Below are 24,996 nucleotides of genomic sequence, written 5' to 3'. Positions count from 1 at the left end.
ACCCGTCATGCCCGGCCTTGTGCCGGGCATCCACGTCTTTGCTTCAACAAGGCAAGAAAGGACATGGATGGCCGGGACATCTAGCGCGAAGACACGCTTCGCGCTTTAGCCCGGCCATGACGAAAGAAGCGGCTCGAGGCTGCTTCCTTATCGCGTCGGCGGCTCGATCGTCACCGTACAATCGGCGCCGCTCTGGCCCGCCACCACGATCTGTCCGTCCGGTGCGGACATCGAGATCGGCGCGGTCGTCGCTCCACCAGGGACACGGACCGTGACGCTGATGGTTTCCTGCTGTGCCGCCGCACCGACCGTCTGCGGCGTGAGTTCGGTGACATTGCCAGCGCTATCGCGCCGCATGATGCGGCACGGCGAGGCGCCACCGGCGGCAGCCACCGTGCCGGTGTAACCGGTTGAGCTGCTTGTGCTGCCGCTGCCCGGCTGGCCGCCGGCGGCGCGAATGCGGGAGGCATCACGCGGGACCTGGCTGACGATCCGCTTGGTGCGAGGCTCGACGATGACGATGTCGTCATCGGTCGTGAAGTACTCGTAGTCACGGTACTCAGGCTCGATCGAGACGATTTCCGGCGGCAGCCGGTGGAACCGCACACTCTGCGGGACCGTTTCGCCAATCCGGATCGAGATGTTGAGATTGCGCTCCGGCGGCGCCAGACGTTCGCGGGTCAGGGTCTGCGAAATCCGCACCTGCTTATCGGTCGAGATGTTGGATTGCTGGCTGACCTGCGTCTGGCTGGTCTGGCTCTGCGTCGTCTGGCTCTGGGTGGTCGCGCCGCCCGGAGCAGTGTGCGCATTGGTGGAAGGCTGCGTGCGCGTGCTATCGGTCGCGGTGGCCGGCCGGTTCGCATCCTTGCCCTGCTCGGCGGCATTCTTCGCGCCTTCGCGCTGATCGCGGCCCTGCTCTTTCTGCGTCGTGGTCGTTCCCTCGCGCTCCTTTTGAGCGGCCGTGGTTCCATCCTTCGATTTTTCCTGCTCGGCGCTGGACTTGCCGCGGGCCGCATTATCGCGATCCATCTCGGCGCGACCCTTGGCGCTGTCCTTGGCGTCCTTGCCTTCGCGCACGGTTTGCGCGTCGCGACCGCCCTGGCGGGAATCCTGTGCGCGCTCGCTGGATTTTGCGTCGTCGCCCCGCCCACGCTTGTCATCCTTTGCAGTCGCTGGACGCTCGCTCGATGGTGCGGCTTTGCTCCTTTCCTCAGTCTGGCGGGAACCGGCTCCCTTTTCCTCACGGCCCGCCGCACCTTGCGCCTTTTGTTCCGCGCCCTGTGCGCGTTCCTGCACCCGATCGGCACCGCGTTCTTGCGATGCAGCACCCTTGCCGGCCTCGCTCGGCCGCATTTGTTTCTGCTCCTCGCCTCTTGCTCCCGGCGCTTGGCCGTAGGAAACAGCCGGCGCCAGCATCAGACAGATGAATCCAGTCGACAACAGCAGTTGCTTGCGCATGTTGATCTCCTCCACGTGACGATACGCAAGCGAACGTGCACCGGTGATGGATGTTCCTCACCCGGACCGACTGTGATGTGCCTATTTCGTCAGCGAAACCGCTAGATCCCCAGCCGGTCCCTCACCCGCCCCGCCACGACCGCCGCGGTGACGCCGATCGGCCAGAACGCGTGCAGCGGCATCGGCTTGATGGTGGTCACGGGCATATCGATCTCGGCATTCTTGCCGCCGACGAGACGGCGTGCCAGTTGCTGCCCCATCGCGGTCGAGAGTGCGACGCCGCGGCCGTTGCAGCCGAGCGAGATCAAAAGATTTTCCGCGGGCTCATGCACATGCGGATAATGATCCGGTGTGATCGCGAGCCGGCTGTTCCAACCGTGGGTCCAGGCGGCGCCCTTCACGCCCGGCCACAGCCGTTCCGCGTAGCGGATGAGATAGGCGACATCGGCAGGCTTGCTGATCCAGCGCATCGGCCCCCGTCCGCCCATCAACAGGCGGTTATACGCATCGATGCGGTAATAGACCGTGATGTGGCCGCTCTCGTACAGCACCGGGCGCGTCGGCATGATCGCGCGCGCGACTTCCTCGGACAAAGGCGCGGTGGCGGCGATCGAGGAGAATACCGGCACGATGGTGCGGCGCAGGCCCGGCCACAGATCGTCCGTAAAGCCATTGGTCGCCAGCAGCACCTTTTCGGCGCGCACGGTTCCGCGCGGCGTTTCGATGCGCCAGCCGGCACCTTCACGCGACAAGGAGAGCGCCGGCGTCTCGCCATGGACGGCAGCGCCCGCCGCGATCGCGGCGCGCGCCAGGCCGCGCGCATAGCTCAGCGGATGCAGGTCGCCGCCGCGATTATCCAGCATGGCGCAGAGATAGCGGTCGGTGCCGGTCATCTCCCGCATCTGTTCGCGGTTCAGGAGCGTCACCGGCATGCCGCGGCGGATGCACTGCTTGGCGGTGTTTTCGATTCCCGCCGCGCTTGTTTCATTGTAGGCCGCGCGCAGCGTGCCGTTTTGCCGCGCCTCGCAGGCAATCTGGTAACGCCGGATCAGGTCGAAGGTGAAGTTGGTGGTGCCGTAAGAAAAGGCGATCATGCGGCCGCCAAGGTCGGCGCCGAAATCGGCCTCGATCTGGTCAGGGTCGTGCTTGAGGCCCGGGTTGACCTGGCCGCCATTATTGCCCGATGCGCCCCAGCCCGGCTGTTGCGCCTCCAGCACGGTCACGTCGACGCCCTGCTCGGCCAGATGCAGCGCCGTGGATAATCCGGTGAAGCCGCCACCGATGATCGCGATCGAAACTTTTTTGTCCGCATCGAGCGGCGGCGCCGGTGTCGGCGCCACGGCCGTATCGGCATAGAGGCTTGGCGGCAGCGGCAGCGAGACAGGCAAATTCATGGACAACGACCGAAGTTTAGAGCGGATGCAGCACGCGCCGCAAAAAGTCCTGCGTGCGCGCATGCTGCGGCTGGTTGAGAACGGATTTCGCCGGCCCCTGCTCGACGATCACGCCCCCGTCGATGAACAGCACGCGATCAGCGACGTCCTTGGCAAAGGCCATCTCATGGGTGACGACGACCATGGTCATGCCGTCATCGGCCAGCTTGCGCATGACGGACAGCACATCGCCGACCAGTTCAGGATCGAGCGCCGAGGTCGGTTCGTCGAACAGGATCGCCTTCGGCTGCATCGCCAGCGCACGCGCAATTGCGACCCGCTGCTGCTGTCCGCCCGACAATTGCGGCGGATGGACATCGGCTTTCTCGGCCAGCCCCACCCGCGCCAGCAGGGCGCGGCCGCGCTCCAGCGCCTCGGCACGCGGCTCCTTCTTCACATAGACCGGCCCTTCGATGACGTTCTCCAGCGCGGTCCGATGCGGAAACAGGTTGAAGCGCTGGAACACCATCGAGACTTGCGTCCGGATCGAAACGATCGAGGCCGCGTTGCGATCGACCTTCGCGCCTTCGACAAGGATGTCGCCGCTGTCATAGCTTTCCAGCCCGTTGATGCAGCGCAGGATGGTGGATTTTCCCGAACCGGAGGGGCCGATGATGCACACCACCTCGCCCTTTTCGACCGACGCCGTGATGCCCTTGAGCACTTCGACCTTGCCAAAACTCTTGTGAACGTTGGAAAGCTCGATCATTTCTGGCCCGCGCGCTTTTCGAAGTGACGGACCAGAAGGATGAGCGGGATGCTCATGGTGAGATACATCAGCGCGACAAGCGTGAACACGCTGGTGTTCTTGAAGGTCGAGGACGCGATCAGCTTGCCCTGCAGCGCGAGCTCGGCGACCGTGATGGTCGAGGCCTGCGACGAATCCTTCAGCATCATGATCATGACGTTGCCGTAGGGCGGCAGCACGATTTTCACCGCCTGTGGCAGCACCACGCGGCGCATGGTCTGCCACCAGCTCATGCCGATCGCCTGCGCCGCCTCGATCTGCCCCTTGTCGATGGCTTCGATGCCGGCGCGGAAGTTTTCGGCCTGATAGGCCGAATAGGCGATGCCAAGGCCCAGGATCGCCGCCTGCAGCGCCGTCAGCGTGACGCCGAACTCCGGCATCACGAAGTAGAGATAGAACAGCAGCACGATGATTGGAATGCCGCGGATCACGTTGATCAGCCCGGCGCTGAACCCCGTGACAACGCCGATACCGGAGACGCGCATCAGCGCCCAGATCAGGCCGAGCAGCGTCGACAGCAAGAGCGAGCCGATCGTGACGATGATCGTCAGCGCCACGCCGCTCATCAGGATCGGCAGGAACTCGACAGTATCGCGCCAGAAGGCCTGCATCAGGTCCCCTGCGCCTTCAGGCCCCATTTATCGAGAATCTTTTCTACCGTGCCGTTCGCCTTCAACTTCGCCAGCGATGCATTGATCTTGGCGAGCAGTTCGGTATCGCCCTTGCGCACGCCGATTCCGACCGAGCCGACCGTCGCCGGCTTGTAGCTCTCGACGATTCGCGCCTCGGGGAAACCGCCCTGCTTCAAATTGTAGGCGAGGATCGGATAGTCGGCGAAGCCGGCTTTCAATCGCCCGGCGTTCACATCGCGCAATATGTCAGGGATGGTGTCGTAGGCCTTCACCTCGCTGAACAGGCCCGACTTCTTCAGCGCATCGACGAACGCGGTCCCGACCTGCGCGCCGACCACTTCGCCTTTCAGATCGTCCTGCTTGGTGTAGGTCTTGCTGTCGCTCTTCGGCACCAGCAGGCCCTCGCCATAGCTGTAGAACGGTTCGGAGAAATCGATCACTTCCTTGCGCGCCGGCGTGACGAACATCGCCGCCGAGATGATGTCGATCTTGTTTGAGGTGAGCGAGGCAATCAGCGTCGAGAACTGCATCGGCTCGATCTGGACCTGGAAGCCGGCATCCTTGCCGATCTCGGTGATCAGATCGACCATGATGCCCTGAATGCTGTTGGTCTTGGTATCGAGGAAGGTGAAGGGCACGCCGGTCGGCGTCGAGCCTACCTTCAATACCTGCTGCGCGGATGCCGGCATCGCGACAGTGACAACAAAAGCCGCCAACGCGGCCTGAACGAGACGTTTCAGAGCCATCGCACACCCTCCTGAATCGAACGCCGCCCGGCCCGCCCGCTCTGCGTTAGACCAAAGAGTTGCGGGGAACACGGTTCAGGCCTATTTTCACCAATATGAAATTGTGGTCACACTTCCCGAGGCTTTGCAAGCAATTTTCATGCACATGAAGGAAGCGGTCTGACGTGAGCGGTGGCAGGAGAATAAAAAAGCCGGCGCCCAAAGCCGGGGCAAGGGCCGCGGGAAAGGCCGCGCAACGGCCGAAGGCGAAGGCTGCCGCCAGACCGGCCGAGCCCGCGATGGATCTCGCCGTCGGCCGGCGCATTCGCGACCTGCGCCGTGAACACAAACTGTCGCTGGAGACGATCGCTGATCGTACCGATCTGTCGATCGGCTTCCTCAGCCAGATCGAGCGCGGGCTGTCGTCGCCTTCGCTGCGCGTGCTGGCGACGCTCGCGGACGTGCTCGGCGTTGGCATCGCCGCGCTGTTCGGCTCCCGGCCAAGCGATGATCCCGCTTCCGGCGGCGTGGTGACGCGGCAGCTGCAGCGCGCCGAACTAAAGCTGTGGCGCACCGGCATTTCCAAACAATTGCTGAGTCCGGCGGGCACGGAAAACCGTCTCAATCTGTTTCTCGTGCACCTGGAGCCCGGCGGCAATACCGGCGACGAGCTTTACACGCATGACGGCGAGGAAGCCGGCCTGGTGCTGGAAGGCGAGATGACGCTCACGGTGGACGCCGAGACCTGGTCCCTCAAGACCGGCGACAGCTTTCGTTTCGCCAGTCGCCGCCCGCACCGCTTCTCAAATCCCGCGCAGGATGCGAAAGCGGTCGTGCTGTGGGTGAATTGTGTGACCCAGGCGGGGTAAATTCAGGCTGTCGACAAGCGCGACTGGTTTTACCGGCGCGCTCCGATCGGCTAGACTGGTCCAGTTGGCAAGATCGGGCGTACATGCCATGGACGTCCCAACGATCAGTAGGCGTTTGGCTGCAATTCTGGCGGCGGATGTTGCTGGATACAGCCGCCTCATGGCAGTCGACGAAGAAGCGACTTTGCGGACCTGGGACGCATACCGTCGCACGATATCCGATCTTGTATCCGAGCACGCCGGGCGCATTTTCGGATCCGCCGGCGACAGCGTGATTGCGGAGTTCAGCAGCCCGGTGCAGGCCGTGCGCGCCGCAGTTGCGATCCAGCGCGCGCTCCATCGCCGCAATGCCGATCTCCCCAACGACCGGAGGATGGAATTTCGAATTGGCCTAAACCTCGGCGACGTCATGGTGGACGGCGACAATCTGTTCGGCGACGGAGTGAATGTTGCCGCGCGGCTGGAAGGTGTCGCGGAGCCGGGCGGAATTTGCATCTCTGGTGCGATCCGCGATCAGATCGAGGGCAAGCTGAGCTTTCCCCTCACGCCGATCGGACAACGATCGCTAAAGAACATTAGCCGTCCGGTTTCGATCTACTTCGTGGATTGGAGACCCGAGCACCCGGTGGCTGCAGGCGTGTTGAGCGGCGAACTCGCATTGCCGGACAAACCCTCAATTGCGGTGCTGCCATTCTCAAACATGAGTGGGGATCCGGAGCAGGAGTACTTCGCGGACGGCATCACAGAGGACATCACCACCGCCCTGTCCCATCACCGATGGTTCTTTGTCATCGCGCGAAATTCAACGTTCGTCTACAAGGGACGAGCCGTCGACGTGAAACAGGTCGCTCGCGAGCTTGGCGTGCGATACATCCTCGAAGGAAGCGTACGAAGGGCCGGTCAACGCGTGCGGATTACAGGTCAGCTCATCGAAGCGGAAACCGGCAATCATTTATGGGCCGAGCGATTCGACCGCGATATGGCCGACATCTTTGCCATCCAGGACGAGATCACGCAGAGCGTCGTAGGTGCGATCGAACCTGAGATACTTCTGGTGGAGGGAAAACGAGCCTTTCGCAAGAGTGTCGGCAATCCGGACGCATTCGACTGCTGCATGCGCGCGATGGGCCATTTCTCGCAACTTGCGCCCGAGCACCATGTGCAAGCCGTAACCCTGCTGCGGCAGGCGATAAAGCTTGATCCGAACATCGCCCAGCCACACATGATGCTCGCGCGCATGCTTGTCGGCCGGATCATGTACGGCTGGAGCAGCGATCTCACGAACGACCTGGCTGAGAGCTATGCGGCTGCGGCGCATTCAGTCTCGATTGATGACCGCGACCCCTACACCCACTATGCCTTTTGCTGGGCGAGTTTGCTGAACTCTATGCATGCGCAGGCGCTTGCGGAGGCGCAGCGCTCGATCGATCTCAACCCGAACTTCGCGCTCGGCTTTTTCAGCCTTGGTTTGGTTCGGGTTCATATCGGACACTTCAGGGAAGCTCTCGATTCCCTGCTGCGCAGCCTCCGGCTGAATCCGAATGATCCTCAAGCCGGAAGTTTCCAGAGCTTCGTCGCGCTGGCCCACTACCATCAAGAGAACTACGAGGAGGCGCTACATTACAGCCAGCTCGCAGTACGTCCACGCCATCTCCATCTTGGTCTCAGGATTCTTCTCGCGAGCCTGGGCCAACTTGGACGCACCGAGGAAGCACGGCCGTTACTAAACGAGTTCAACTCCCTGCAGCCGAAGGACCCGCAGCGGCTGTTCGAGGTTACGACGCCTTATCTTGATCTGAAGTACCGGGAACACCTCGCAGATGGCTTACGTCGCGCGGGTGTATCGAACTTGCGGTGATGGCCACGCGCCACGCCCAGTTTCCACGCATCCACGACAAACATAGTGAACGGATCCTTAAGACGGTCGAACAACGACGCACTGCGCTGATCCTCTCAATACAGATGATCCGGACGATCGGCGCGCGATCTACAGTCCCGTTGAACAACTTCCACCGGCCATGAGCTAAAACCCATGCTCGCTTGGAGCCATCGAGTTCACATGAAGGAATTTAAATATACCCGAACGAAATCGACAATCCCAATTTAGGATTGTCGACAACCCCCGACGCCTAGGCTTCCCGGAGTTGGTATAGGGTACATGAGGAAAGGAGCCGAGCATGCCGAACCAAGGGAAGCATGGCAAAGCACGAGCCGCTGCCGCCGAGGCCCGAGAAGATATCATGAGTTCGGCTGCCTTAAGCGCCATGAGCGCGGGCGCCGTCAATGCCATGGCGGCAGTAGGCGCTGCCGTCATCAAGCTCCACAAGGAGTCGGTGGACAAAAAGCCGGAATGGTTCTGGAACCTGTTCGCGAAGTGCGAGGCCAAGGCCGCACGCATCGCCGAACAGGCCGCCCACACGCCGCGCTCCAATGGCGATGCCACATTCATTGAGGTCTACGCCAGGACCTTGCCGGAGCTGGTGAAGAAGGCGCTAAGCGCCCGCGAGCAGGCGCTGCACTGAGTGGAACTCAGCGGGTCTCGCGCCTCTGGCCAATTGCGCGCGACCGACCGTGAGGCGTCCGACGAATCCAGCGGTCGCATTGACGATGCGGACGCCGTCTGGGCCGTCACCCGAACCGATGATCGTACCGGCTCACATTCAGCTCGCTCACGTCGATGTCCGGCTTCCGTCCCGACATCAGGTCCGCCAGCACCCTCCCCGAACCACAGGCCATGGTCCAGCCGAGCGTGCCGTGGCCGGTGTTGAGATGCAAATTGCTGTAGCGCGTGGCGCCGATGACCGGCGGTCCGTCTGGCGTCATCGGGCGCAGGCCGCTCCAGAACGTGGCCTTGCCGAGGTCGCCGCCGCGCGGAAACATGTCGGTCAGGGAATGATCGAGCGTCGCGCGCCGCGCCGCATCGAGCCGGTCCGAATAGCCCGAGATTTCCGCGGTGCCGCCGACGCGGATACGGTCGCCGAGCCGCGTGATCGCGACCTTGTAGCTCTCGTCCATCACGGTCGATACCGGCGCGCTGTCGGGATCGGTGACCGGCACCGTGATCGAATAGCCCTTTACGGGATAGACCGGAACGGAAATGCCGATCGGCTTGAGCAATCGCGGCGTCCAGCTGCCGAGTGCCGCGACGTAGGCATCGGCCTGCAACAGCCCCGCGCTGGTGACGACGCCGGTGATCTTGTCGCCTTCCGCAACCAGCCGTTCGATGCCGGTATTGAATTTGAACTGCACGCCGAGCTTTGCTGCTTCCTTGGCGAGCGCCTGCGTAAACATATGGCAATCGCCGGTCTCGTCCTGCGGCAACCGCAGTCCGCCGACGAACTTGTCCTTCACCGTCGACAGCGCAGGCTCGGCGCCAATGCAGCCTTCGCGGTCGAGCACTTCGTAGGGCACGCCATATTGCTTGAGCACCGCGATATCGCCGCCGGTACTGTCGATCTGCTTCTGCTTGCGGAACAGCTGCAGCGTGCCGCGGCTGCGCTCGTCATATTTGATGCCGATTTCGGCGCGCAGCGCCCGCAGGCAGTCGCGGCTGTGTTCGGCGATCGGAATCATCCGGCTCTTGTTGATGGCGTAGCGCTCTTCGGTGCAGTTGCGCAGCATCTTCAGGCCCCAGATCCACATGACAGGATCGAGCTTGGGCCAGATCACCAGCGGGCCGTGCCGCATCAATAGCCATTTGATCGCCTTGACCGGCACGCCTGGGCCGGCCCAGGGCGAGGAATAGCCGGGCGAGACCTCACCGGCATTGGCGAAACTGGTTTCCTGTGCGGGCTCGGCCTGACGGTCGACGACAACAACTTCATGGCCGGCGCGCGCCAGGTAATAGGCCGTGGAGACGCCGATGACGCCACTGCCGAGAACGATTGTCTTCACGATCCCTCACACATCCGCCGCGGGATTATCCCGCGGCCGCTGTTTTCCTTGCGAGCAAGGATCAGGCCACACGCTTGATCGCGTCGCCCAGGATCGAGACGATGTCGTCGATATGGCTCTTCTCGACGATCAAGGGCGGCGACAGCGCAAAGGAATCGCCGCTCATGCGCAGATAAAGTCCGCGGTTGAAGCAATCCACCATCACGTCGTAGCCGCGCGCGCCGATGCCGTCCTTGCGCGGCGCGACTTCGACCGCGCCCATCAGGCCGACATTGCGGATATCGATGAGGTTCGGCAGGCCTTTCAGCGAATGCAGCGCATCGCGCCAGTATTCGGCAAGCGTTGCGCCGCGCGTCAAAAGCCCCTCGTCCTTGTAGATGTCGAGCGTCGCAAGGCCCGCCGCGCAGGCGACCGGATGCGCGGAATAGGTGTAGCCGTGGAACAGCTCGATCATGCCTTCGGGGCCGTTCATCAGCCCGTCGTGGATCTTGCGGCTGGCGAACACCGCGCCGCAGGGCACGGTGCCGTTGGTGATGCCCTTGGCGGTCGTCATCAGGTCCGGCGTGACGCCGAAATAATCCGCCGCGAACGGCGCGCCGAGGCGGCCGAAACCGGTGATCACCTCGTCGAAGATCAGCAGGATGCCGTGCTTCTCGGAGATTTCACGCAGGCGCTTCAGGTAGCCCTTCGGCGGCGGCAGCACCGCGGTCGAGCCCGGCACCGGCTCGACAATGACGGCCGCGATGGTATCGGCGCCATGCAGCGCCACCATCCGCTCGAGATCGTCGGCGAGCTCGGCGCCATGCTCCGGCTGATCCTTGGCAAAGGCGTTGCGGGTAAGATCATGGGTGTGACGAATGTGGTCGACGCCAGGCAGATGGGTCGCAAAGGCGCGGCGGTTCGCCACCATGCCGCCGACCGAAATGCCGCCGAAGCCGACGCCGTGGTAGCCGCGCTCGCGGCCGATCAGGCGCGTCCGCGTCCCCTGTCCAATGGCGCGCTGATAGGCCAGCGCGATCTTCAGCGCGGTGTCGACCGATTCAGAGCCCGAGTTGGTGAAGAAGATGCGGTCGAGACCTTTGGGCGCGATCTCGGCGAGCCGCTCGGCGAAATCGAACGCCAGCGGATGGCCCATGTTGAACGAGGGCGCGAAGTCGAGGGTCATCAGCTGCCGCTCGACGGCGGCGGCGATCTGGCGGCGGCCATGGCCGGCATTGACGCACCAGAGGCCGGCGGAGCCGTCGATCACCCTGCGGCCGTCGACGGTGGTGTAGTGCATGCCCTCGGCGGAAGCGAACAGCCGCGGCGCTTTCTTGAACTGCCGGTTGGCCGTGAACGGCATCCAGAACGAATCGGTCTGCAGGGTGTTCGGCTTCTGATGAAGGGTCACGGCTCTAGCTCCTGTGCTGGCAGCGCAAGGCACCACCGGGCCACGCTCGGGAAGCCACAACAAGTCCTTTTCTACGTTCCTGCAACCCATTGATTTTGCTAGCCACGTCGGGGCATATTTGTTCGATCCGAAACACTTGCAACAGGGATTTCCGATGAGCGTCGATATCGGTGGGCGACTCCGCTTCGTCCGCGCCCGGCACAAGCTGTCGCAGCGCGAGCTGGCCAAGCGCTCCGGCGTGACCAATTCGACGATTTCGCTGATCGAATCGAACCAGATGAACCCTAGCGTCGGTGCGCTCAAGCGCATCCTCGACGGGCTGCCGATGGGGCTCGCCGAATTCTTCGCGATCGAGCCGGAGCGGCCGCGCAAGGCGTTCTATCGCGCCGACGAATTGACCGAGATCGGCAAGCAGCCGATCTCCTATCGCCAGGTCGGCGACACCATGTTCGGCCGCGCATTGCAAATTCTGAAAGAACGCTACGAGCCGGGCAGCGACACCGGCCGGGTGCCACTGACCCATGATGGCGAGGAAGGCGGCATCGTGGTCTCGGGCCGGCTCGAGGTCACCGTCGACGACGAGCGCCGCATTCTCGACCCCGGCGACGCCTATTATTTCGAAAGCCGCAGGCCGCATCGCTTTCGCTGCGTTGGCGGAAAACCGTGCGAGGTGATCTCCGCCTGTACGCCGCCGACGTTTTGAGACAATAGATAGATGGACGGGCGTCTGAAAGAGACGACACCATTCGCAACACTCTCGGGAAAGCTCCCGGCCGCACGCTGAACCCGAACGGCGGCAAGGACGACTAAGGCGGAGGATCGCATCCGAGAGCCGATATCCATGTCCATGCCTCGCCTTGCGACGTTCGCCGTCGCGCTATCTCTGGTGCCGGCCAGCGCGAGCGCCATGGACGACTATCTGCGCGCCTCCAACAGCAAGCCGACGCCGGTCAGGCTGTGCGGCGAGACCGACGCCGACCGCATCAAGACCGCCCTCTGCAAGGAGCACGGCTACGACAAACTGGTCGCCCGGATCGACAAGGCGTTCGACGCCGTGCTGCCGAAGACGCCGGCCAACATCCGCCCGCTGCTGAAGCGAGATCAGACCTGGTTCAACGAAATGATTCTCGAAGCCGCGGCTGACATGGACGATGGCGATATCCGCACCGGTTTTGCGGAGACGCTACGGTCGCGGGTTGCCGCGCTCGAAGGTATGGCTGACGGCATCGGTCGTACTGGTTTCACCGGGCGATGGAGCAGCGCGTTCGGCGGCATCGCGGTGACGCCGGCGGAGGGCGACGCCTATCGCCTCGCTATCAACATCCGCGTCAACTACGGCAGCGACCGGCACACGGCGTGCACGGTGGGCGCGCTCGTCAAGCCCGCCGCCGGCGGATGGCTGGCGGGATCGTTGCTGCCGGAGGAGGCCGCGCCAGCGAAGGCATCCGCCGACGACAAGGCAACGGCCGATGCCAAATCGGAACCGAAGAAGCCGGCGACGATTAAGATGCGCCGCCAGGGCGAGACGCTCCGCGTTGCGATCGTGGCCGGCGACGAGGGCTGGACCAACGACCTGCCCGGCTGCGAATCGGTCGAGCAGATCACGGCGAGTTATTTTCCGGACGGCAAGCCGGAAGCCGCGCCGGGCAAGGCGGACACGACTTTCGTGACGCCGACATTCGACTGCACGGACCCTAAGACCGCGACCGAGGAAGAGATCTGCTCCGATCCGGACCTTGCCGACAACGACCAGCGGCTGAACCGCGCCTGGAAGGTATTGCTGCCGCGGCTCGATGACGTGACAAGGCGCGCGCTGACGGAGGACCAGCGCCATTGGGTCAAGGCCCAGGCCGCGCAGTTTCCGCAGTTCCTGCATCCGGCCTGGGAGAAGCGAACCTCGCAGATGCACTACACCACCGACGCCCGCGACCATCTCAACGGGTTGCAGCGCGAGCGGATCGCCTTGCTCGAGGGCTTTGACGACAGGCGCACCGGCCTCGCCGGCATCTGGCTTGCCTACAATGCGATCATCAAGATCACCGCGAACGCGGATGGCACCCTCTCCGGCCGGGGCTGGAAATGGGAACAGGGCGACTGGAAGGCCGGCTGCGATTACGCGATGACGGGCAAGGTCGTGAACGGCATTTTCCGCGCCGACGAAAAGCGCAAGAACCCGGATACGCTGGAGCGCGACCACGCCACGCTGATCGTCAACCGGCTCGACGATGCCTTCGCCAAAAAACGCTGGAAGAAGGACGGCACGGAGGACGAGACCGCCGACGAGGCCAAATGCCGGCGCAATGTGTCGAACTCATCGACCGCAAAACTGTTTCCCGCCCGCCCCTCGCCCGATATCGATAATCTCGGCGGATCGATCCGGTAGGCCGCCGGATTATCTCAGCCATCATCCAGTCAGGATCGGCTTCAGCGCGTCGCGCTGCTCGACGATGTAGTCGAAGAACGCGGCAATGCGCGGCACGCGGCGAATGTCGGGATGCGTCAACAGCCGCCAGCTTCGCGTCAGTTCCGGAACGGGACCGAGCACGCGGACCAGATCCGGCTCAGCATCGCCGAGCGCCGTCGGCAACGGGCCGAGGCCGGCGCCGGATTTCACCGCGGAGACGAGTCCAAGCACGCTGTTGTTGCGCACGGGCATCCTGGCCTCGGGCGCGACCTCCTTCAGCCACTTCGCGGCGCGGTGACCAGCCAACGTTTCGTCGAAGCCGACCAGAAGATGTTGCGACAAATCCTCCACGCGGCCGGGCTTGCCGTGGTGCTCGATATACCCATGACTGGCGTAAACCGCCCAGAACGAATCCGCGATCTTGCGGCCGATCAGCTCGTCGTCGTCGGTATCGCCGGAGCGGAAGGCTATGTCCACCTCCCCCTTCGACAGGTCGAGATAGCGGTCGCTGGTGATGAATTCGACGCGCAGATGCGGATGGCGGGCATGAAACCCCTCGATCAGGCCCGACTGCGTCATGCGGATGACGATCGGCTCCGGACAGGTGACGCGGATCGTGCCCTTCATGTCCTGCTCGGCATCGGTTGCCCGCCGCTGGAAGTCCCCGACCGCGGCCTCGATGCGTTCGGCGAACGGCAGCAGCGTGGTGCCGTATTCGGTCAGGCGATAGCCGCTGGCAGCTCGTGTCACCAGCGCCTGCCCGATCCGGCGTTCGAGCTCTTCGAGCCGGCGATGCACGGTCGACTGGCTGGTGCCAAGCGCCTTGCCCGCGGCGATCGTGCTGCCGTGGCGCGCAACGGCGAGGAAATATTTCAGGTCGTTCCAGTCGAACATGCGCCCATTATGCACTTCTGGAGCCGGGTCTAGCAATCTTGCGGCTCCCGCGGCGGGGCCGTGCCGCCTAGGCTTTTTGCAACGAACGACCGCGCGGTAATTGGCCAACGATAGGAGCAACAAGATGCGCAGCAATCTCGTCCCGGGCATCGCCCTGCTTGCCAGCCTCGGCGCCGGCCTTGGCTACCCGGCAGTGGCGCAGCAGCACGGCGCGGCCAGACCCGGTATCGCCAAGCCCAACCTGGTCCTGCAGCAGGTCGTCGAGGGATTGCCCGCGGACGACAAGCAGACCGTGCGGGTCATGACCGCAACGTTCAAGCCGGGCGACAAGACCGTCTATCACACCCACCGGTTTCCGGTGACGGTCTATGTGCTGGAAGGCGCCTTCACCCTCGAGCTCGACGGCCGCCCGCCGCTGACGGTCAAGGCCGGCGAAGCGCTGGTCGAGCCGCCCAAGGTACCGATGACCGGCTACAACCGCAGCGCCACCGAGGCGACCAAGGTCGTCATCTTCTACGTCAGCGCCAACGACACGCCGTTCCTCGACATGATGTCGCACTAGGCGAGAACGCCCGAACCGCATCGCGTGCGGAAGCGGCACCAGCGCCGCGAGCTGTGATTTGTACGCCCTTTCCGGCAGGTGTAACTTTTGCTTCCGTCGCACCAGCGCGACCAACGGGAGCAATCGCATGCGCGCCATCGTCCTGCTTCTCGTGTTTCTGCTCGGCCTCGCAGCGCCGGCATTCGCCGACGACGTCGCCGCCGCGCAGAGCGTGATCCGCGCGCAGGAGCGGGCGTTCAGCCGCGACGACGCCGCAGCGGCCTATTCCCATGCGGCGCCCGAGATCAGGCAGCTGTTTCCGCAGGCCGACATCTTCATGCAGATGGTCCAGCAGGCTTACACGCCGGTCTATCGCCACAAGAGTTTTGAATTCGGCGAGGCGCGCGCCGCCGGTGGCCGGATCGCCCAGCGCGTCCACATCGTCGACGACAATGGCGAGGCCTGGGAGGCGATGTATACGCTGGAGCAACAGCCGGACGGCAGTTTCAAGATCACGGGCTGTTCGCTATTGAAGGCGGGACAGGCGGTGTAACATAGCGTTTTCGAGCGAAGTGGATTCCGGTTCGCGTGAAGAAAACGCGTCAAAAAAGATTCTAAGCCATCGCCAGCCGCTGCCGTGCGCGCATCAGCAACAATAGCATGACGGCGATGTTGAACGCATTCCACCCCAGCCCGTTGGCGAAGGCGGCGCCGTAGGAGCCGGTGGCGTCGAAGATCGCGCCCGAGATCCAGCCGCCGAACGACATGCCGAACACGGAGGCGAAGATCACGATGCCGACGCGTGTCGCGGCCTCAGATGCCGGCATCGCCTCGCGCACGATGATCGCGTAGCTCGGCACGATGCCGCCCTGGAACAGGCCGAACATCGCGGAGATGATGTAGAGCGAGGTCAGGCCGTCGAAGAACAAATAGAACAATAGCGCGGTGCCCTGCGCCACCGAGCCGATCAGGAGCGTGCGGATGCCGCCGATCTTGTCGGCGAGAAAGCCGCTTGCGATGCGGCTGATGATGCCAAACCCCAGCATCAGCGACAGCATCTCGGCGCCCCGCGCCACGCCATAGCCGAGATCGCCGCAATAGGCCACGATATGAACCTGCGGCATCGACATCGCCACGCAGCAGGCAATCGCCGCAAGCGACAGCATCACCGTCAGCGCATTGGTGGAAAGGCGCAAGTCGACGCGCGGCGGCGGCGCGTTTTCATGGTTGCGCTGCACCCCCGCCCCCATCAGCATCCGCAAGCCGATCAGCGCCAGCGTCATCGCCACCGCCGTGAAGATGCCGATCGCGATGTGGGTGTTGCGCCAGCCCATGGTCTCGATGCCGTGGTTGACCAGCGGCGGCCAGATCGCGCCGCCGATGTAATTGCCGCTGGCGGCAATCGCGACCGCGAGCCCCCGGTAGCGGTCGAACCAGTGCGAGGCTTCCGCCATCAAGGGTCCGAAAGTGGCCGACGAGGACAGCCCGATGGCGAAATGCACCAGGATGAATTGCCAGATCGAGGTCGACATTCCCGCGACGACATAACCGAGGCCGAGAATGCCGATGCCGAGCCCGATCGCGGTGACGATGCCGTAGCGGTCGGTGATCCTGCCGGTCAGCACCGCGCCGGAACCGAATCCGAGCATGATCATCGTGAACGCCAGCGAGGCGGTGCCGCGGCTTGCGGCGAACTCGGTCTGCACCACGGGAAGTGCGACCACCACCGACCACATGCCGACGCTGCCGAGCGAGCCGATCAGCACGGCCACGGCAAGCCGCATCCATGCCCGGCGCGCGTCGGGAACGAACAGGTCGGAATCTCGGGAAAGTTCAGAAGAAATGGCCACGGCGCACGCAACTTCGGTGGCAAATCGCCTAACGTCAAGCCACATTGCCGCGATATTGGGCATGCAGATGTGATGGGACAGCGCCCTTCCGCACCTTGGCTGAATCGGCTGATGGCGTTAAGTTGTCGCCATGTTCGTTCGCTTGACGAGGCCGGTGCGCGCCAAAGCGGGGTGGTTTGTCGCCCTGCTCTATCTGTTTTGCGTACTCGCGCCCGGCGTGGCGCTGGCGCTTGGCGATGCCGCGTCCTGCCTGATGACCGAGCTACCGACGACCGCCGCCGCGCATGCGCATGACGGCGCGCAGCCGATGCATGCGGCGAGCGCCGCGCACCAGCATGGCGAAGGACATCAACACGCCGATACCGGCGGCGCCACGCATGATCACGCCAGGCATCAGCACGACGGCAAGGGCTCGCCGGGACCATGCTGCGCCATGCTGTGCGTTTCGGCGATCGCGGCCAATCTGCCTGCCGTCGCAAAACCCGTGCAGCCGATCTCGCTCTGCCTTGCCGAAAACTTCCAGCGTCTGCCGGGCGAGGCGCCCCCTCTGCTCTATCGTCCCCCCATCGCCTGATCTCTGACGTAACGACGTGGGCAGCCGCGCGACCAGCGCGCGCATGCCCGTGGTCCATCGCGAGATCAGGGATCCAATCATGTCTGCGCAGTTTGGGGCGTGGTTCGCCGCCGTTGGTTCGGCGGGCGAACGCCATGCCATTTTCAAGTCGGCGGTAAGCGGCGCGGTCGTCGCCCTGGCCGTCGCTGTGAGCGGCTGCACGCCGGCCACGGTGCGCGTCGCCGGCGCCGATCCGGCGGATCCTGCGGCGACGGCCGCCGGTGTCGGCTACCGCTCGACGATCGCGCCCTACACTTCATTGCGCCCGTCGACGCCCGCGCCCTGGCGCGAGCGCAACGACAGCGTCGCGCCGAAACCTCGCCGGGAACAGCCATGAACATTCGTTTGATGTGGCGCGCGCCGATCACCGCCCTGCTGCTCGCGGCCGGCATCGGCCTGTCCGGATGCGCATCGTTCTCGCCCGACAGCGGCATGAGCGTCGTATCCGACGTCGCCGGCCAGACCATCGGCAAGGACACAGCCTTCGTGCGTTCGGCCGACGATGCCGAGCGCGCCGGCGGCGCCGTTCGCCGCCTGCTCGGCCGCACGCTGAGCGCCGACGCCGCCGTGCAGATCGCGCTTCTCAGCAACAAGGGCCTGCAGGCCGCCTATAACGAACTCGCGCTGGCGGAAGCCGATCTTGTCCAGCAGAGCCTGCCGCCCAACCCGGTGTTTTCCGTTTCCCGCATCTCGGGCAACGGCGCCTCTGAAATCGAAAGACAGGTCGTCGGCGACATTCTGGCGCTCGCGACACTTCCATTCCGTTCCGAGATCGCGCGCGAACGGTTCCGGCAGGCGCAGTTGCGCGCGGCGCTCGCGACGCTGCGGCTCGCCGCCGATGTCCGGCGCACGTATTTCCGCAGCGTCGCGGCCAACGAAATGGTCGTCCTGCTCACCGACGCGAAATCGACCGCGGAGAGCACGGCGCAGCTTGCAAAAAAGCTCGGCGAGACCGGCTCGCTCAACAAGCTCGACCAGGCGCGCGAGCAGGTGTTTTACGCCGAGACCACCGCCGATCTCGCCACCGCGCGGCAGGAGGCGACGAGCGCCCGCGAGCGGCTGACGCGACTGATGGGCCTGTGGGGCGAGGATCTCGGTTTCCGGCTGCCCGACCGCTTGCCCGCGCTGCCGCGGCAACCGCGATCGCTTCCGACCATCGAAGCCGATGCGGTCGGCCATCGCATCGATCTGCAGATCGCGCGGATGGAACTCGCCGCACTGGAAAAATCGCTCGGCCTGACGCAGGCGACCCGCTTCGTCACGCTGCTCGACGTCGCCGGCATCAGCAAGCGCACCACCGATCCGGAAGCCCCGCCGTTCCGCGAACGCGGCTTCGACATCCAGTTCCAGATCCCGATCTTCGACGGCGGCGAGGTGCGCGTGCGTCAGGCGGTGGAGAGCTACAACCAGGCCTTCAACCTGCTGACCGAGAAAGCCGTCAATGTGCGCTCGGAAGCGCGCGACGCCTATCGCATCTATCGCTCGGCTCACGACATCGCCAGCCACTACCAGCGCGAAATCCTGCCGCTTCGCCAGATCATCACCGAGGAGATGCAGCTTCGCTTCTCCAGCATGCAGATCGACGTCTTCGCGCTCTTGACCGAAGCGCGCCAGCGCCTCGCCTCGCTGCGCGCGGCGATCGACGCCAAACGCGCGTTCTGGCTGGCGCAATCCGACCTGCAGACCGCCGTCAACGGCGGCGGATCGGGCGCGAGGGACAATCCAACGACGACAGCCGCGGCGGCGCCGGCGGCTGGCGGCGCGCACTGAAGGAGAGCCAAACATGTTTTCACGCAGAGGATTTCTCGGCACCGCCGCGCTGGTTGGCGCCAGCGCCGTCACCGGTCGCGTGCAGGCCGCCGCCATTCCCGAGGCGCCTGTCATGGACAAGGCGGTGATGCAGCCGCCGCTGCATCCGGCCTCGGGCCCCGACTACCGGCCGGTGGTGACGCTGAACGGCTGGTCGCTGCCATGGCGCATGAACGGCGACTGGAAGGAATTTCACCTTGTAGCGGAGCCGGTGGTGCGCGAATTCGCCGAAGGCATGAAGGCCAATCTGTGGGGCTATAACGGCCAGGCGCCGGGGCCGACCATCGAGGCGGTCGAGGGCGACAGGGTGCGCATCTTCGTCACCAACCGCCTGCCCGAAGCCACCACCGTGCACTGGCACGGCATGATCCTCCCCTGTGGCATGGATGGCGTCGGTGGCCTGACCCAGCCGCACATCCCGCCCGGAAAAACCTTCGTCTACGAGTTCCAGCTCAAACACAGCGGAACGTTCATGTACCACCCGCATTCCGACGAGATGGTGCAGTTGGCGATGGGCATGATGGGCATGTTCGTCGTGCATCCGCGCGATCAAAAATTCCGTCCCGTCGATCGCGACTTCGTCTTCGTGATGTCGAGCTACCTGATCGACCCCGGCACCTACTTGCCGAAGGTCAACGAGATGACCGACTTCAACATGTGGACCTGGAATTCCCGCGTCTTCCCCGGCATCGATCCGCTGCCGGTGCGGCTCGGCGACAGGGTGCGCGTGCGCATCGGCAACCTCACCATGACCAACCATCCGATTCATCTGCACGGCCACAAATTCGTGGTGTCCTGCACCGATGGCGGCTGGATTCCGGAGAGCGCGCAATGGCCGGAGACCACCACCGACATTCCGGTCGGCGCCATCCGGGCGTTCGACATGCTGGCGGACAATCCCGGCGACTGGGCGTTCCACTGTCACAAGTCGCACCACACCATGAACGCGATGGGCCACGACATGCGCAACATGATCGGCGTGCCGCAGAAGGATCTCGCCAAGGCCGTCGGCAAGCTCGCGCCGGACGCGATGGTGATGGGGTCGACCGGCATGTCGATGGGCAGCATGGAAATGCCCGCGCCCGACAACACGCTGCCGATGATGACCGGCACCGGCCAGTTCGGCCCGATCGAGATGGGCGGCATGTTCACGGTGATGAAGATCCGCGAAGGGCTCGCGCGCGACGATTACCGCGACCCCGGTCCCTACAAATTCCCGCCGGGCACGGTGGCTTGGGAAGTCGACGCGCCCGCCGCCGCACCGGTGCGGCAGGAAACGCCGGCGGCTTCCCCGCCGGCTGCGAAAGGCAAGGATCACAAGTCCATGCACAAGGGGATGAAGATGTAGCAAGTGGCCCGCGATTGCCTTGAACCGACGACGCATGAATCAACAACGAGAGAACAACCAGTGAAGAATATCGCGAAGACCACCCTGGCCCTGACTGCACTTGTCGCGCTGGCGGCACCTGCGAACAGCCACGACAAACATGCTCATGGAACCCATTCGGCAACCTATTCGGCCGGCGAGCCCGGCAATCCCAAACAGCCCTCGCGCACCATCGAGGTCGAAATGAGCGAGATGGAATACAAGCCGTCGCGCATCGAGGTGAAGCGCGGCGAGCAGATCCGCTTCGTGATCCGCAATGCCGGCAAGGAAGATCACGAATTCCTGCTGGCCACCACGGAAGAGAACCTGAAGCATGCCGAGGACATGAAGAAGCACCCGCACATGGAGCACGACGATCCGAATGGCGTGCGGCTCAAACCGAGCAAGTCGGCCGAAATCGTCTGGAAATTCACCAAGGCCGGCACATTCGAATATTCGTGCCTGATCCCCGACCATCGCGACTACGGCATGATCGGCCGGGTGACGGTGAAGTGAGCCGACGCAAAGCCAAGCGAAGACTGCAAGTCAAGAAGGAGACAAAAATGAAGAAACCCGTTCACACCCTGGCAACCGCGATGTTCGCCGCGATTCTGTCGCTGTCCGCCGCAACCGCGCAAGGCAACGCCGTCCAGGGCGAAGTCAGGAAGATCGACGAGGCCGCCGGCAAGATCACCCTCAAGCACGGCCCGATCAGGAACCTCGGCATGGACGTTGGCATGACCATGGTCTTCCGCGTCACCGATCCCGCAATGCTCAAGCAGGTCAAGGTCGGCGACAAGGTCGAGTTCGAGGCGGAAAACGGCGCATCGGGCTACACCGTGACGAAGCTGCAGAAGAGCAACTGACGGGCTGTATCGCCCCGCCCCTTCGGCACTTCCTTGAGGATCCTATGAAACCGGCGCGGTACGCTATACAAGGCGACAAGCAAGGCGCGCCGGTTTCACTGTCTGGACACCGGCGCCCAATCGGAATCAAGTGAACGAGACGCCCGTGCCAAGGATTGATGACCAGGTTTTCCGGCTGTTGCTGCTCGCCATCACCGTCGCCTTCGCGTGGATTCTGTGGCCGTTCTACGGGGCCATCCTCTGGGCGGTCGTCGTGGCCGTCATCTTTGCGCCGGTTCATCGATGGCTGCTGCAATCAATGCAAGGCAGGTCAGGCCTTGCGGCGGCGGTCACCGTTCTGATCATTATCGCCATGGTTCTGCTGCCGCTGGCGATCGTCGCGACGTCGCTGGTCCAGGAAGCGTCCGGCCTTGTCGTGAAAATCCAGTCCGGAGAATACGATTTCGGCAGCTACGTGCAGCGGATACTCGACGCCCTGCCGGCCTGGGCAACCGGCCTGATCGAGCGGATCAAGCTCACGAACTTTTCAGCCCTTCCCGAAAGTTTCACGTCCAGCCTGGTGAAGGGCGGGCAGGCTCTCGCCCCGCAGGCGCTCAGCCTCGGCATCAACACGTTCGAGTTCATGATCGGCCTCGGCATCATGCTCTACCTGCTGTTCTTCCTGCTGCGGGACGGTGACACGATTGCGGACCGGGTCAGGGAAATCATTCCGCTGCGCAGCGATCAGAAGGCGACGCTGTTCACAAGATTCGCCGACGTCGTCCGCGCGACCGTCAAAGGCGGGATTCTCGTCGCCATCGCGCAAGGCACGCTCGGCGGCATCGCGTTCTGGTTCCTCGGAATCCATGCAGCCCTGCTGTGGGCCGCCGTGATGGCGTTCCTGTCGCTGGTGCCGGCCATTGGCGCCGGCCTGGTGTGGGTACCGGTTGCGATCTACTTCCTGGCGACCGGCGCCATATGGCAGGGGATCGGACTGATCCTGTACGGCGTGCTCGTCATCGGACTGGTGGACAATGCGCTCCGTCCATTCCTGGTCGGCAAGGACTCCAAGCTGCCGGATTACGTGGTGCTGATCTCCACGCTGGGCGGCATCAAGGTGTTCGGCCTCAACGGCTTTGTCATCGGTCCGCTGATCGCGGCGATGTTCATGGTGAGTTGGGAGATTTTTTCGGCATCGCGGCGGGACGACCCGGCTAGCAACGCCTAGCATCCGCCGGACATTTTTTCCGTCATTGCGAGCGAAGCGAAGCAATCCATATCGCGGTTTGCAGAGACATGGATTGCTTCGTCGCGGAGCCTGTCATCGGGCGCGCATTCGCGCGACCCGTTGGCTCCTCGCAATGACGCGGTTAGGACACAGGTCAGGTCGAGCAGCGCTGTCTACCCCAGCTCGAAGCTGGTAACACCAAACACCCGCTCCAGCCGCAACGGCGGAATCGCGCCGGTATACATGCGCGCCGTCTCGAACACCGGCGCGAGCCCGAAATCCTGCGCCAGCGCGACCGCCTCGCGGTTGATGCCGGGCACGTCAAGAAAAATCTCGCCGCCGCCCATCCTGGCGACCAAGGCGGACAAAACCGTCTCCGCGCTGGCGCGGTCTTCGGCCACCAGCGGGCCGATCTTAAAACCCTTCCGGCATGGACGGATCACGCCCCAGCCGGCAAGCCGGCCATCGCGCACGCGCGCGCAGCCGATATGTCCGGGCGCGCCGATCCAGGCCCGCAGGAACGCAGATCGCGGCGCCGGAAACACGGTGGCGTCGTCCGCCTCCACTGCCGCAAACGGGACGTCGGACAGGGCAATGACATCAGCCTGCGGCGCGATGGACGCCGCAACCGTGCCGCCATAGCGGACATTAGCGTAAGCGAGGTGAAAGCCGGACTTTCGGTAATTATCCTGCTGCGCCGTCACGCCATCGAGCCCGATCACGCGCGGGCCGGCATGTGCGATGGCCGCATTCCATATCCGCAAGCCGTAGCCTTTGCCGCGCAAATCCGCTCGCACGATGTAAAAGCCGAGAAAGGCAAAGCGCGCACCATAATTGACGCAGGAGACAGTCGCCGCCGGCGCGCCATCGAGCTCTCCGATGAAAAAACCTTCCGGATCGACGGAAGCAAAGCAGACGTCGTCGGCAAGGCCCGGATTCCAGCCTTCGGCTGCCGCCCAGTCCACGGTCAGCGAGATTTCATCTGGCCGCATTGGCCGTATTGTGAAGGTGTTCATAAGACGATCCTCGAAATGCGTCTCCAGCCGTCATTGCGAGGAGCGAAGCGACAAAGCAATCCATCTATCCTCGCACGCGGAAAGATGGATTGCTTCGCTTCGCTCGCAATGACGCCGTTACGCCGCAGCTCACCAGCTCGTAGGATGGGTGGAGCCAACGGGTCGCGCGAATGCGCGCCCGATGACAGGCTCCGCGATACCCATCGCTCCTCCACGCACGCAAATTGATGAGTTTCGCTTTCGCTCTACCCATCCAACGCGACTTGCGATGCCGATGTGCACAGTCCAGAAATGGCACACTTCATCGCGCAGAATATCATTGCGCCCTGCTGATTGTTTAGCGAAAATTAACCACGCTGGCTGGCGGGGCTGCGTTGTTGGAGGCTTCACACATGTACCGATCATCGCTCACGCTGGCCTTCTGTGTCCTGTACTCGGCGGCCGGCGCGGCCAGCGACCTGTCATCCGTCTACGTGGCGCCCGGCGGAATCTACGCGCCTTCCGCCAACGTCTACGTGCGTCCCGGACCAACCCATCGGCCTTACGCGGAACCCGGTTACGGATATCGGGAGCCCTCTTACGGGGTAGATCCTGCATACCGCGCACCGGCATCGGTCTATGGCGAGTACGGACCGCCTTACGCCGCGCAGCCGGTCTATGTCGACCGCGCGCCCGCCTATCCCGAGCGTCACTACGCTCCCGAGCGTTACTACGCCCGGGAGCGCTACTCCGCGCAGGAATACGACTATGAATATGCGCCGCGGCCGCCGCTGCCCGTGCCCTACCGCACGCGGGCGCGGGCGCGATGCGACGACGGCTATGGCGGATGGGCTTACTGCGATTGAAGCACGCACGCAGGACCTCCTGTCCGCGGACAAGCGGCATCGTTCTTTATCGCGAGGGTAGCGCCGCGCCGTCCTACGCACTGCGGCGCAGTCCTCACCTTCCACCGACGGTTGCCACTTTTTCCCCGCCTCCTATCATATGTTAAGGCAGGCGGCGCGCGCCGCGGTGTACCCTCCAAAGTCCAGGGAGGCGAAATTATACTTTGCGATTGATTGCAACCTGGGGGCCGCTGGATTATAAGATCGATGGCCGTTCGCTGGGCTGATGAGCATGACGCATCACGATATCCCCTTCGTGGTCTCGCTGATCTGGCTGGCCGCACTCAGCGGCGGACTGATCTTCCTGCTTCTTGCGTGAATGTGGCCTGAGGCATCCCGCCAACGTTGGCGATAATGTCTGATTCCCGACATAGCGAATTCCGCTGGGCTGGACGCG

General features: G+C 63.8%; 25 protein-coding genes. 15 read left to right on the top strand and 10 right to left on the bottom strand.

From position 1 onward, the window contains the following. Nucleotides 1-147: 147 nt before the first annotated feature. The 5 genes from JQ624_RS20080 to JQ624_RS20060 all read right to left on the bottom strand — a co-directional run bounded on the left by JQ624_RS20080 (nt 148) and on the right by JQ624_RS20060 (nt 5,017). Nucleotides 148-1,458, bottom strand: a complete 1,311-nt coding sequence (locus JQ624_RS20080) for a DUF1236 domain-containing protein (protein ID WP_212420644.1) — start codon at nt 1,456-1,458, stop codon at nt 148-150. Nucleotides 1,459-1,559: 101 nt separating this feature from the next. Next, the gene (locus JQ624_RS20075; protein ID WP_212420746.1) at nt 1,560-2,846 is read right to left on the bottom strand and encodes an FAD-binding oxidoreductase; all 1,287 of its coding nucleotides are present in this window, start codon (nt 2,844-2,846) and stop codon (nt 1,560-1,562) included. Nucleotides 2,847-2,868: 22 nt separating this feature from the next. Beyond that, nucleotides 2,869-3,600 (bottom strand): amino acid ABC transporter ATP-binding protein, encoded by a 732-nt coding sequence (locus JQ624_RS20070; RefSeq protein WP_212420643.1) that lies wholly within the window; start codon nt 3,598-3,600, stop codon nt 2,869-2,871. Next, nucleotides 3,597-4,250 carry an amino acid ABC transporter permease gene (locus tag JQ624_RS20065; RefSeq protein ID WP_212420642.1) on the bottom strand — a complete coding sequence of 218 codons (654 nt, stop codon included), beginning with the start codon at nt 4,248-4,250 and terminating at the stop codon, nt 3,597-3,599. The genes JQ624_RS20070 and JQ624_RS20065 overlap by 4 nt, the downstream gene beginning before the upstream one ends. Further along, the gene (locus tag JQ624_RS20060; protein WP_212420641.1) at nt 4,250-5,017 is read right to left on the bottom strand and encodes an ABC transporter substrate-binding protein; all 768 of its coding nucleotides are present in this window, start codon (nt 5,015-5,017) and stop codon (nt 4,250-4,252) included. The genes JQ624_RS20065 and JQ624_RS20060 overlap by 1 nt, the downstream gene beginning before the upstream one ends. A 164-nt stretch (nt 5,018-5,181) precedes the next feature. Here JQ624_RS20060 and JQ624_RS20055 point away from each other — a divergent pair, with 164 nt between their 5' ends. The 3 genes from JQ624_RS20055 (at nt 5,182) to JQ624_RS20045 (ending at nt 8,387) form a co-directional block, all read left to right on the top strand. Then, nucleotides 5,182-5,865, top strand: coding sequence for a cupin domain-containing protein (locus JQ624_RS20055; protein ID WP_212420640.1), 684 nt, complete (start codon nt 5,182-5,184; stop codon nt 5,863-5,865). Nucleotides 5,866-5,953: 88 nt separating this feature from the next. Then, nucleotides 5,954-7,723, top strand: a complete 1,770-nt coding sequence (locus JQ624_RS20050) for an adenylate/guanylate cyclase domain-containing protein (protein ID WP_283816936.1) — start codon at nt 5,954-5,956, stop codon at nt 7,721-7,723. Between the two features lie 382 nt (nt 7,724-8,105). Then, a complete protein-coding gene (locus tag JQ624_RS20045; protein WP_249129934.1) occupies nt 8,106-8,387 on the top strand; it encodes a hypothetical protein in 282 nt (93 codons plus the stop codon). Between the two features lie 106 nt (nt 8,388-8,493). Here the strand turns inward: JQ624_RS20045 and JQ624_RS20040 are convergent, their stop codons facing one another. Both JQ624_RS20040 and JQ624_RS20035 read right to left on the bottom strand, forming a co-directional pair. Beyond that, entirely contained in the window at nt 8,494-9,759 is a 1,266-nt protein-coding gene (locus JQ624_RS20040) for a D-amino acid dehydrogenase (RefSeq protein WP_212420638.1), read from the bottom strand. Nucleotides 9,760-9,820: 61 nt separating this feature from the next. Then, a complete protein-coding gene (locus JQ624_RS20035; protein WP_212420637.1) occupies nt 9,821-11,149 on the bottom strand; it encodes an aspartate aminotransferase family protein in 1,329 nt (442 codons plus the stop codon). A 154-nt stretch (nt 11,150-11,303) separates the two neighbouring features. On the opposite strand from JQ624_RS20035, the gene JQ624_RS20030 reads away from it, so the two are divergent. Then, entirely contained in the window at nt 11,304-11,852 is a 549-nt protein-coding gene (locus JQ624_RS20030; RefSeq protein ID WP_212420636.1) for a cupin domain-containing protein, read from the top strand. A gap of 138 nt (nt 11,853-11,990) precedes the next feature. Next, a complete protein-coding gene (locus JQ624_RS20025; protein WP_212420635.1) occupies nt 11,991-13,532 on the top strand; it encodes a lysozyme inhibitor LprI family protein in 1,542 nt (513 codons plus the stop codon). A gap of 21 nt (nt 13,533-13,553) precedes the next feature. Here JQ624_RS20025 and JQ624_RS20020 read toward each other — a convergent pair whose 3' ends face one another. After that, nucleotides 13,554-14,447 (bottom strand): LysR family transcriptional regulator, encoded by an 894-nt coding sequence (locus JQ624_RS20020; protein ID WP_212420634.1) that lies wholly within the window; start codon nt 14,445-14,447, stop codon nt 13,554-13,556. A gap of 124 nt (nt 14,448-14,571) precedes the next feature. Between JQ624_RS20020 and JQ624_RS20015 the strand changes: the two genes are divergently transcribed. Beyond that, nucleotides 14,572-15,009 carry a cupin domain-containing protein gene (locus JQ624_RS20015; RefSeq protein WP_212420633.1) on the top strand — a complete coding sequence of 146 codons (438 nt, stop codon included), beginning with the start codon at nt 14,572-14,574 and terminating at the stop codon, nt 15,007-15,009. Nucleotides 15,010-15,136: 127 nt separating this feature from the next. Next, on the top strand, nt 15,137-15,541 hold the full coding sequence (locus JQ624_RS20010; RefSeq protein WP_212420632.1) for a DUF4864 domain-containing protein: 405 nt from the start codon (nt 15,137-15,139) through the stop codon (nt 15,539-15,541). Between the two features lie 61 nt (nt 15,542-15,602). Here the strand turns inward: JQ624_RS20010 and JQ624_RS20005 are convergent, their stop codons facing one another. Then, nucleotides 15,603-16,772, bottom strand: coding sequence for an MFS transporter (locus JQ624_RS20005; RefSeq protein ID WP_249129944.1), 1,170 nt, complete (start codon nt 16,770-16,772; stop codon nt 15,603-15,605). A 196-nt stretch (nt 16,773-16,968) separates the two neighbouring features. Between JQ624_RS20005 and JQ624_RS20000 the strand changes: the two genes are divergently transcribed. From JQ624_RS20000 to JQ624_RS19970, 7 genes are all read left to right on the top strand, one after another. Beyond that, a complete protein-coding gene (locus JQ624_RS20000) occupies nt 16,969-17,412 on the top strand; it encodes a hypothetical protein (RefSeq protein ID WP_212420630.1) in 444 nt (147 codons plus the stop codon). Between the two features lie 79 nt (nt 17,413-17,491). Then, nucleotides 17,492-17,788: a hypothetical protein gene (locus JQ624_RS19995; RefSeq protein WP_212420629.1), complete on the top strand. Its 297-nt coding sequence runs from the start codon at nt 17,492-17,494 to the stop codon at nt 17,786-17,788. Further along, complete coding sequence (locus tag JQ624_RS19990; RefSeq protein ID WP_249129933.1) at nt 17,785-19,221, top strand: TolC family protein; 1,437 nt, start codon at nt 17,785-17,787, stop codon at nt 19,219-19,221. The genes JQ624_RS19995 and JQ624_RS19990 overlap by 4 nt, the downstream gene beginning before the upstream one ends. 13 nt (nt 19,222-19,234) lie before the next feature. Beyond that, entirely contained in the window at nt 19,235-20,608 is a 1,374-nt protein-coding gene (locus JQ624_RS19985; protein WP_212420628.1) for a multicopper oxidase family protein, read from the top strand. A 60-nt stretch (nt 20,609-20,668) separates the two neighbouring features. Further along, entirely contained in the window at nt 20,669-21,142 is a 474-nt protein-coding gene (locus JQ624_RS19980; RefSeq protein WP_212420627.1) for a cupredoxin domain-containing protein, read from the top strand. A gap of 47 nt (nt 21,143-21,189) precedes the next feature. Next, nucleotides 21,190-21,492 carry a copper-binding protein gene (locus JQ624_RS19975; protein ID WP_212420626.1) on the top strand — a complete coding sequence of 101 codons (303 nt, stop codon included), beginning with the start codon at nt 21,190-21,192 and terminating at the stop codon, nt 21,490-21,492. A gap of 145 nt (nt 21,493-21,637) precedes the next feature. After that, complete coding sequence (locus JQ624_RS19970; protein WP_212420625.1) at nt 21,638-22,699, top strand: AI-2E family transporter; 1,062 nt, start codon at nt 21,638-21,640, stop codon at nt 22,697-22,699. A gap of 173 nt (nt 22,700-22,872) precedes the next feature. Here JQ624_RS19970 and JQ624_RS19965 read toward each other — a convergent pair whose 3' ends face one another. Then, nucleotides 22,873-23,715, bottom strand: a complete 843-nt coding sequence (locus tag JQ624_RS19965; RefSeq protein WP_212420624.1) for a GNAT family N-acetyltransferase — start codon at nt 23,713-23,715, stop codon at nt 22,873-22,875. 392 nt (nt 23,716-24,107) lie between these two features. Between JQ624_RS19965 and JQ624_RS19960 the strand changes: the two genes are divergently transcribed. Further along, the gene (locus tag JQ624_RS19960) at nt 24,108-24,560 is read left to right on the top strand and encodes a hypothetical protein (RefSeq protein ID WP_212420623.1); all 453 of its coding nucleotides are present in this window, start codon (nt 24,108-24,110) and stop codon (nt 24,558-24,560) included. The last annotated feature ends 436 nt before the right edge of the window (nt 24,561-24,996 follow it).

It is taken from the genome of Bradyrhizobium sp. AUGA SZCCT0283 (assembly GCF_018130385.1).
Classification (GTDB): domain Bacteria; phylum Pseudomonadota; class Alphaproteobacteria; order Rhizobiales; family Xanthobacteraceae; genus Bradyrhizobium.
Note: the sequence above shows the minus strand (reverse complement) of the source record. Positions and strands in the feature narration are given on the sequence as shown.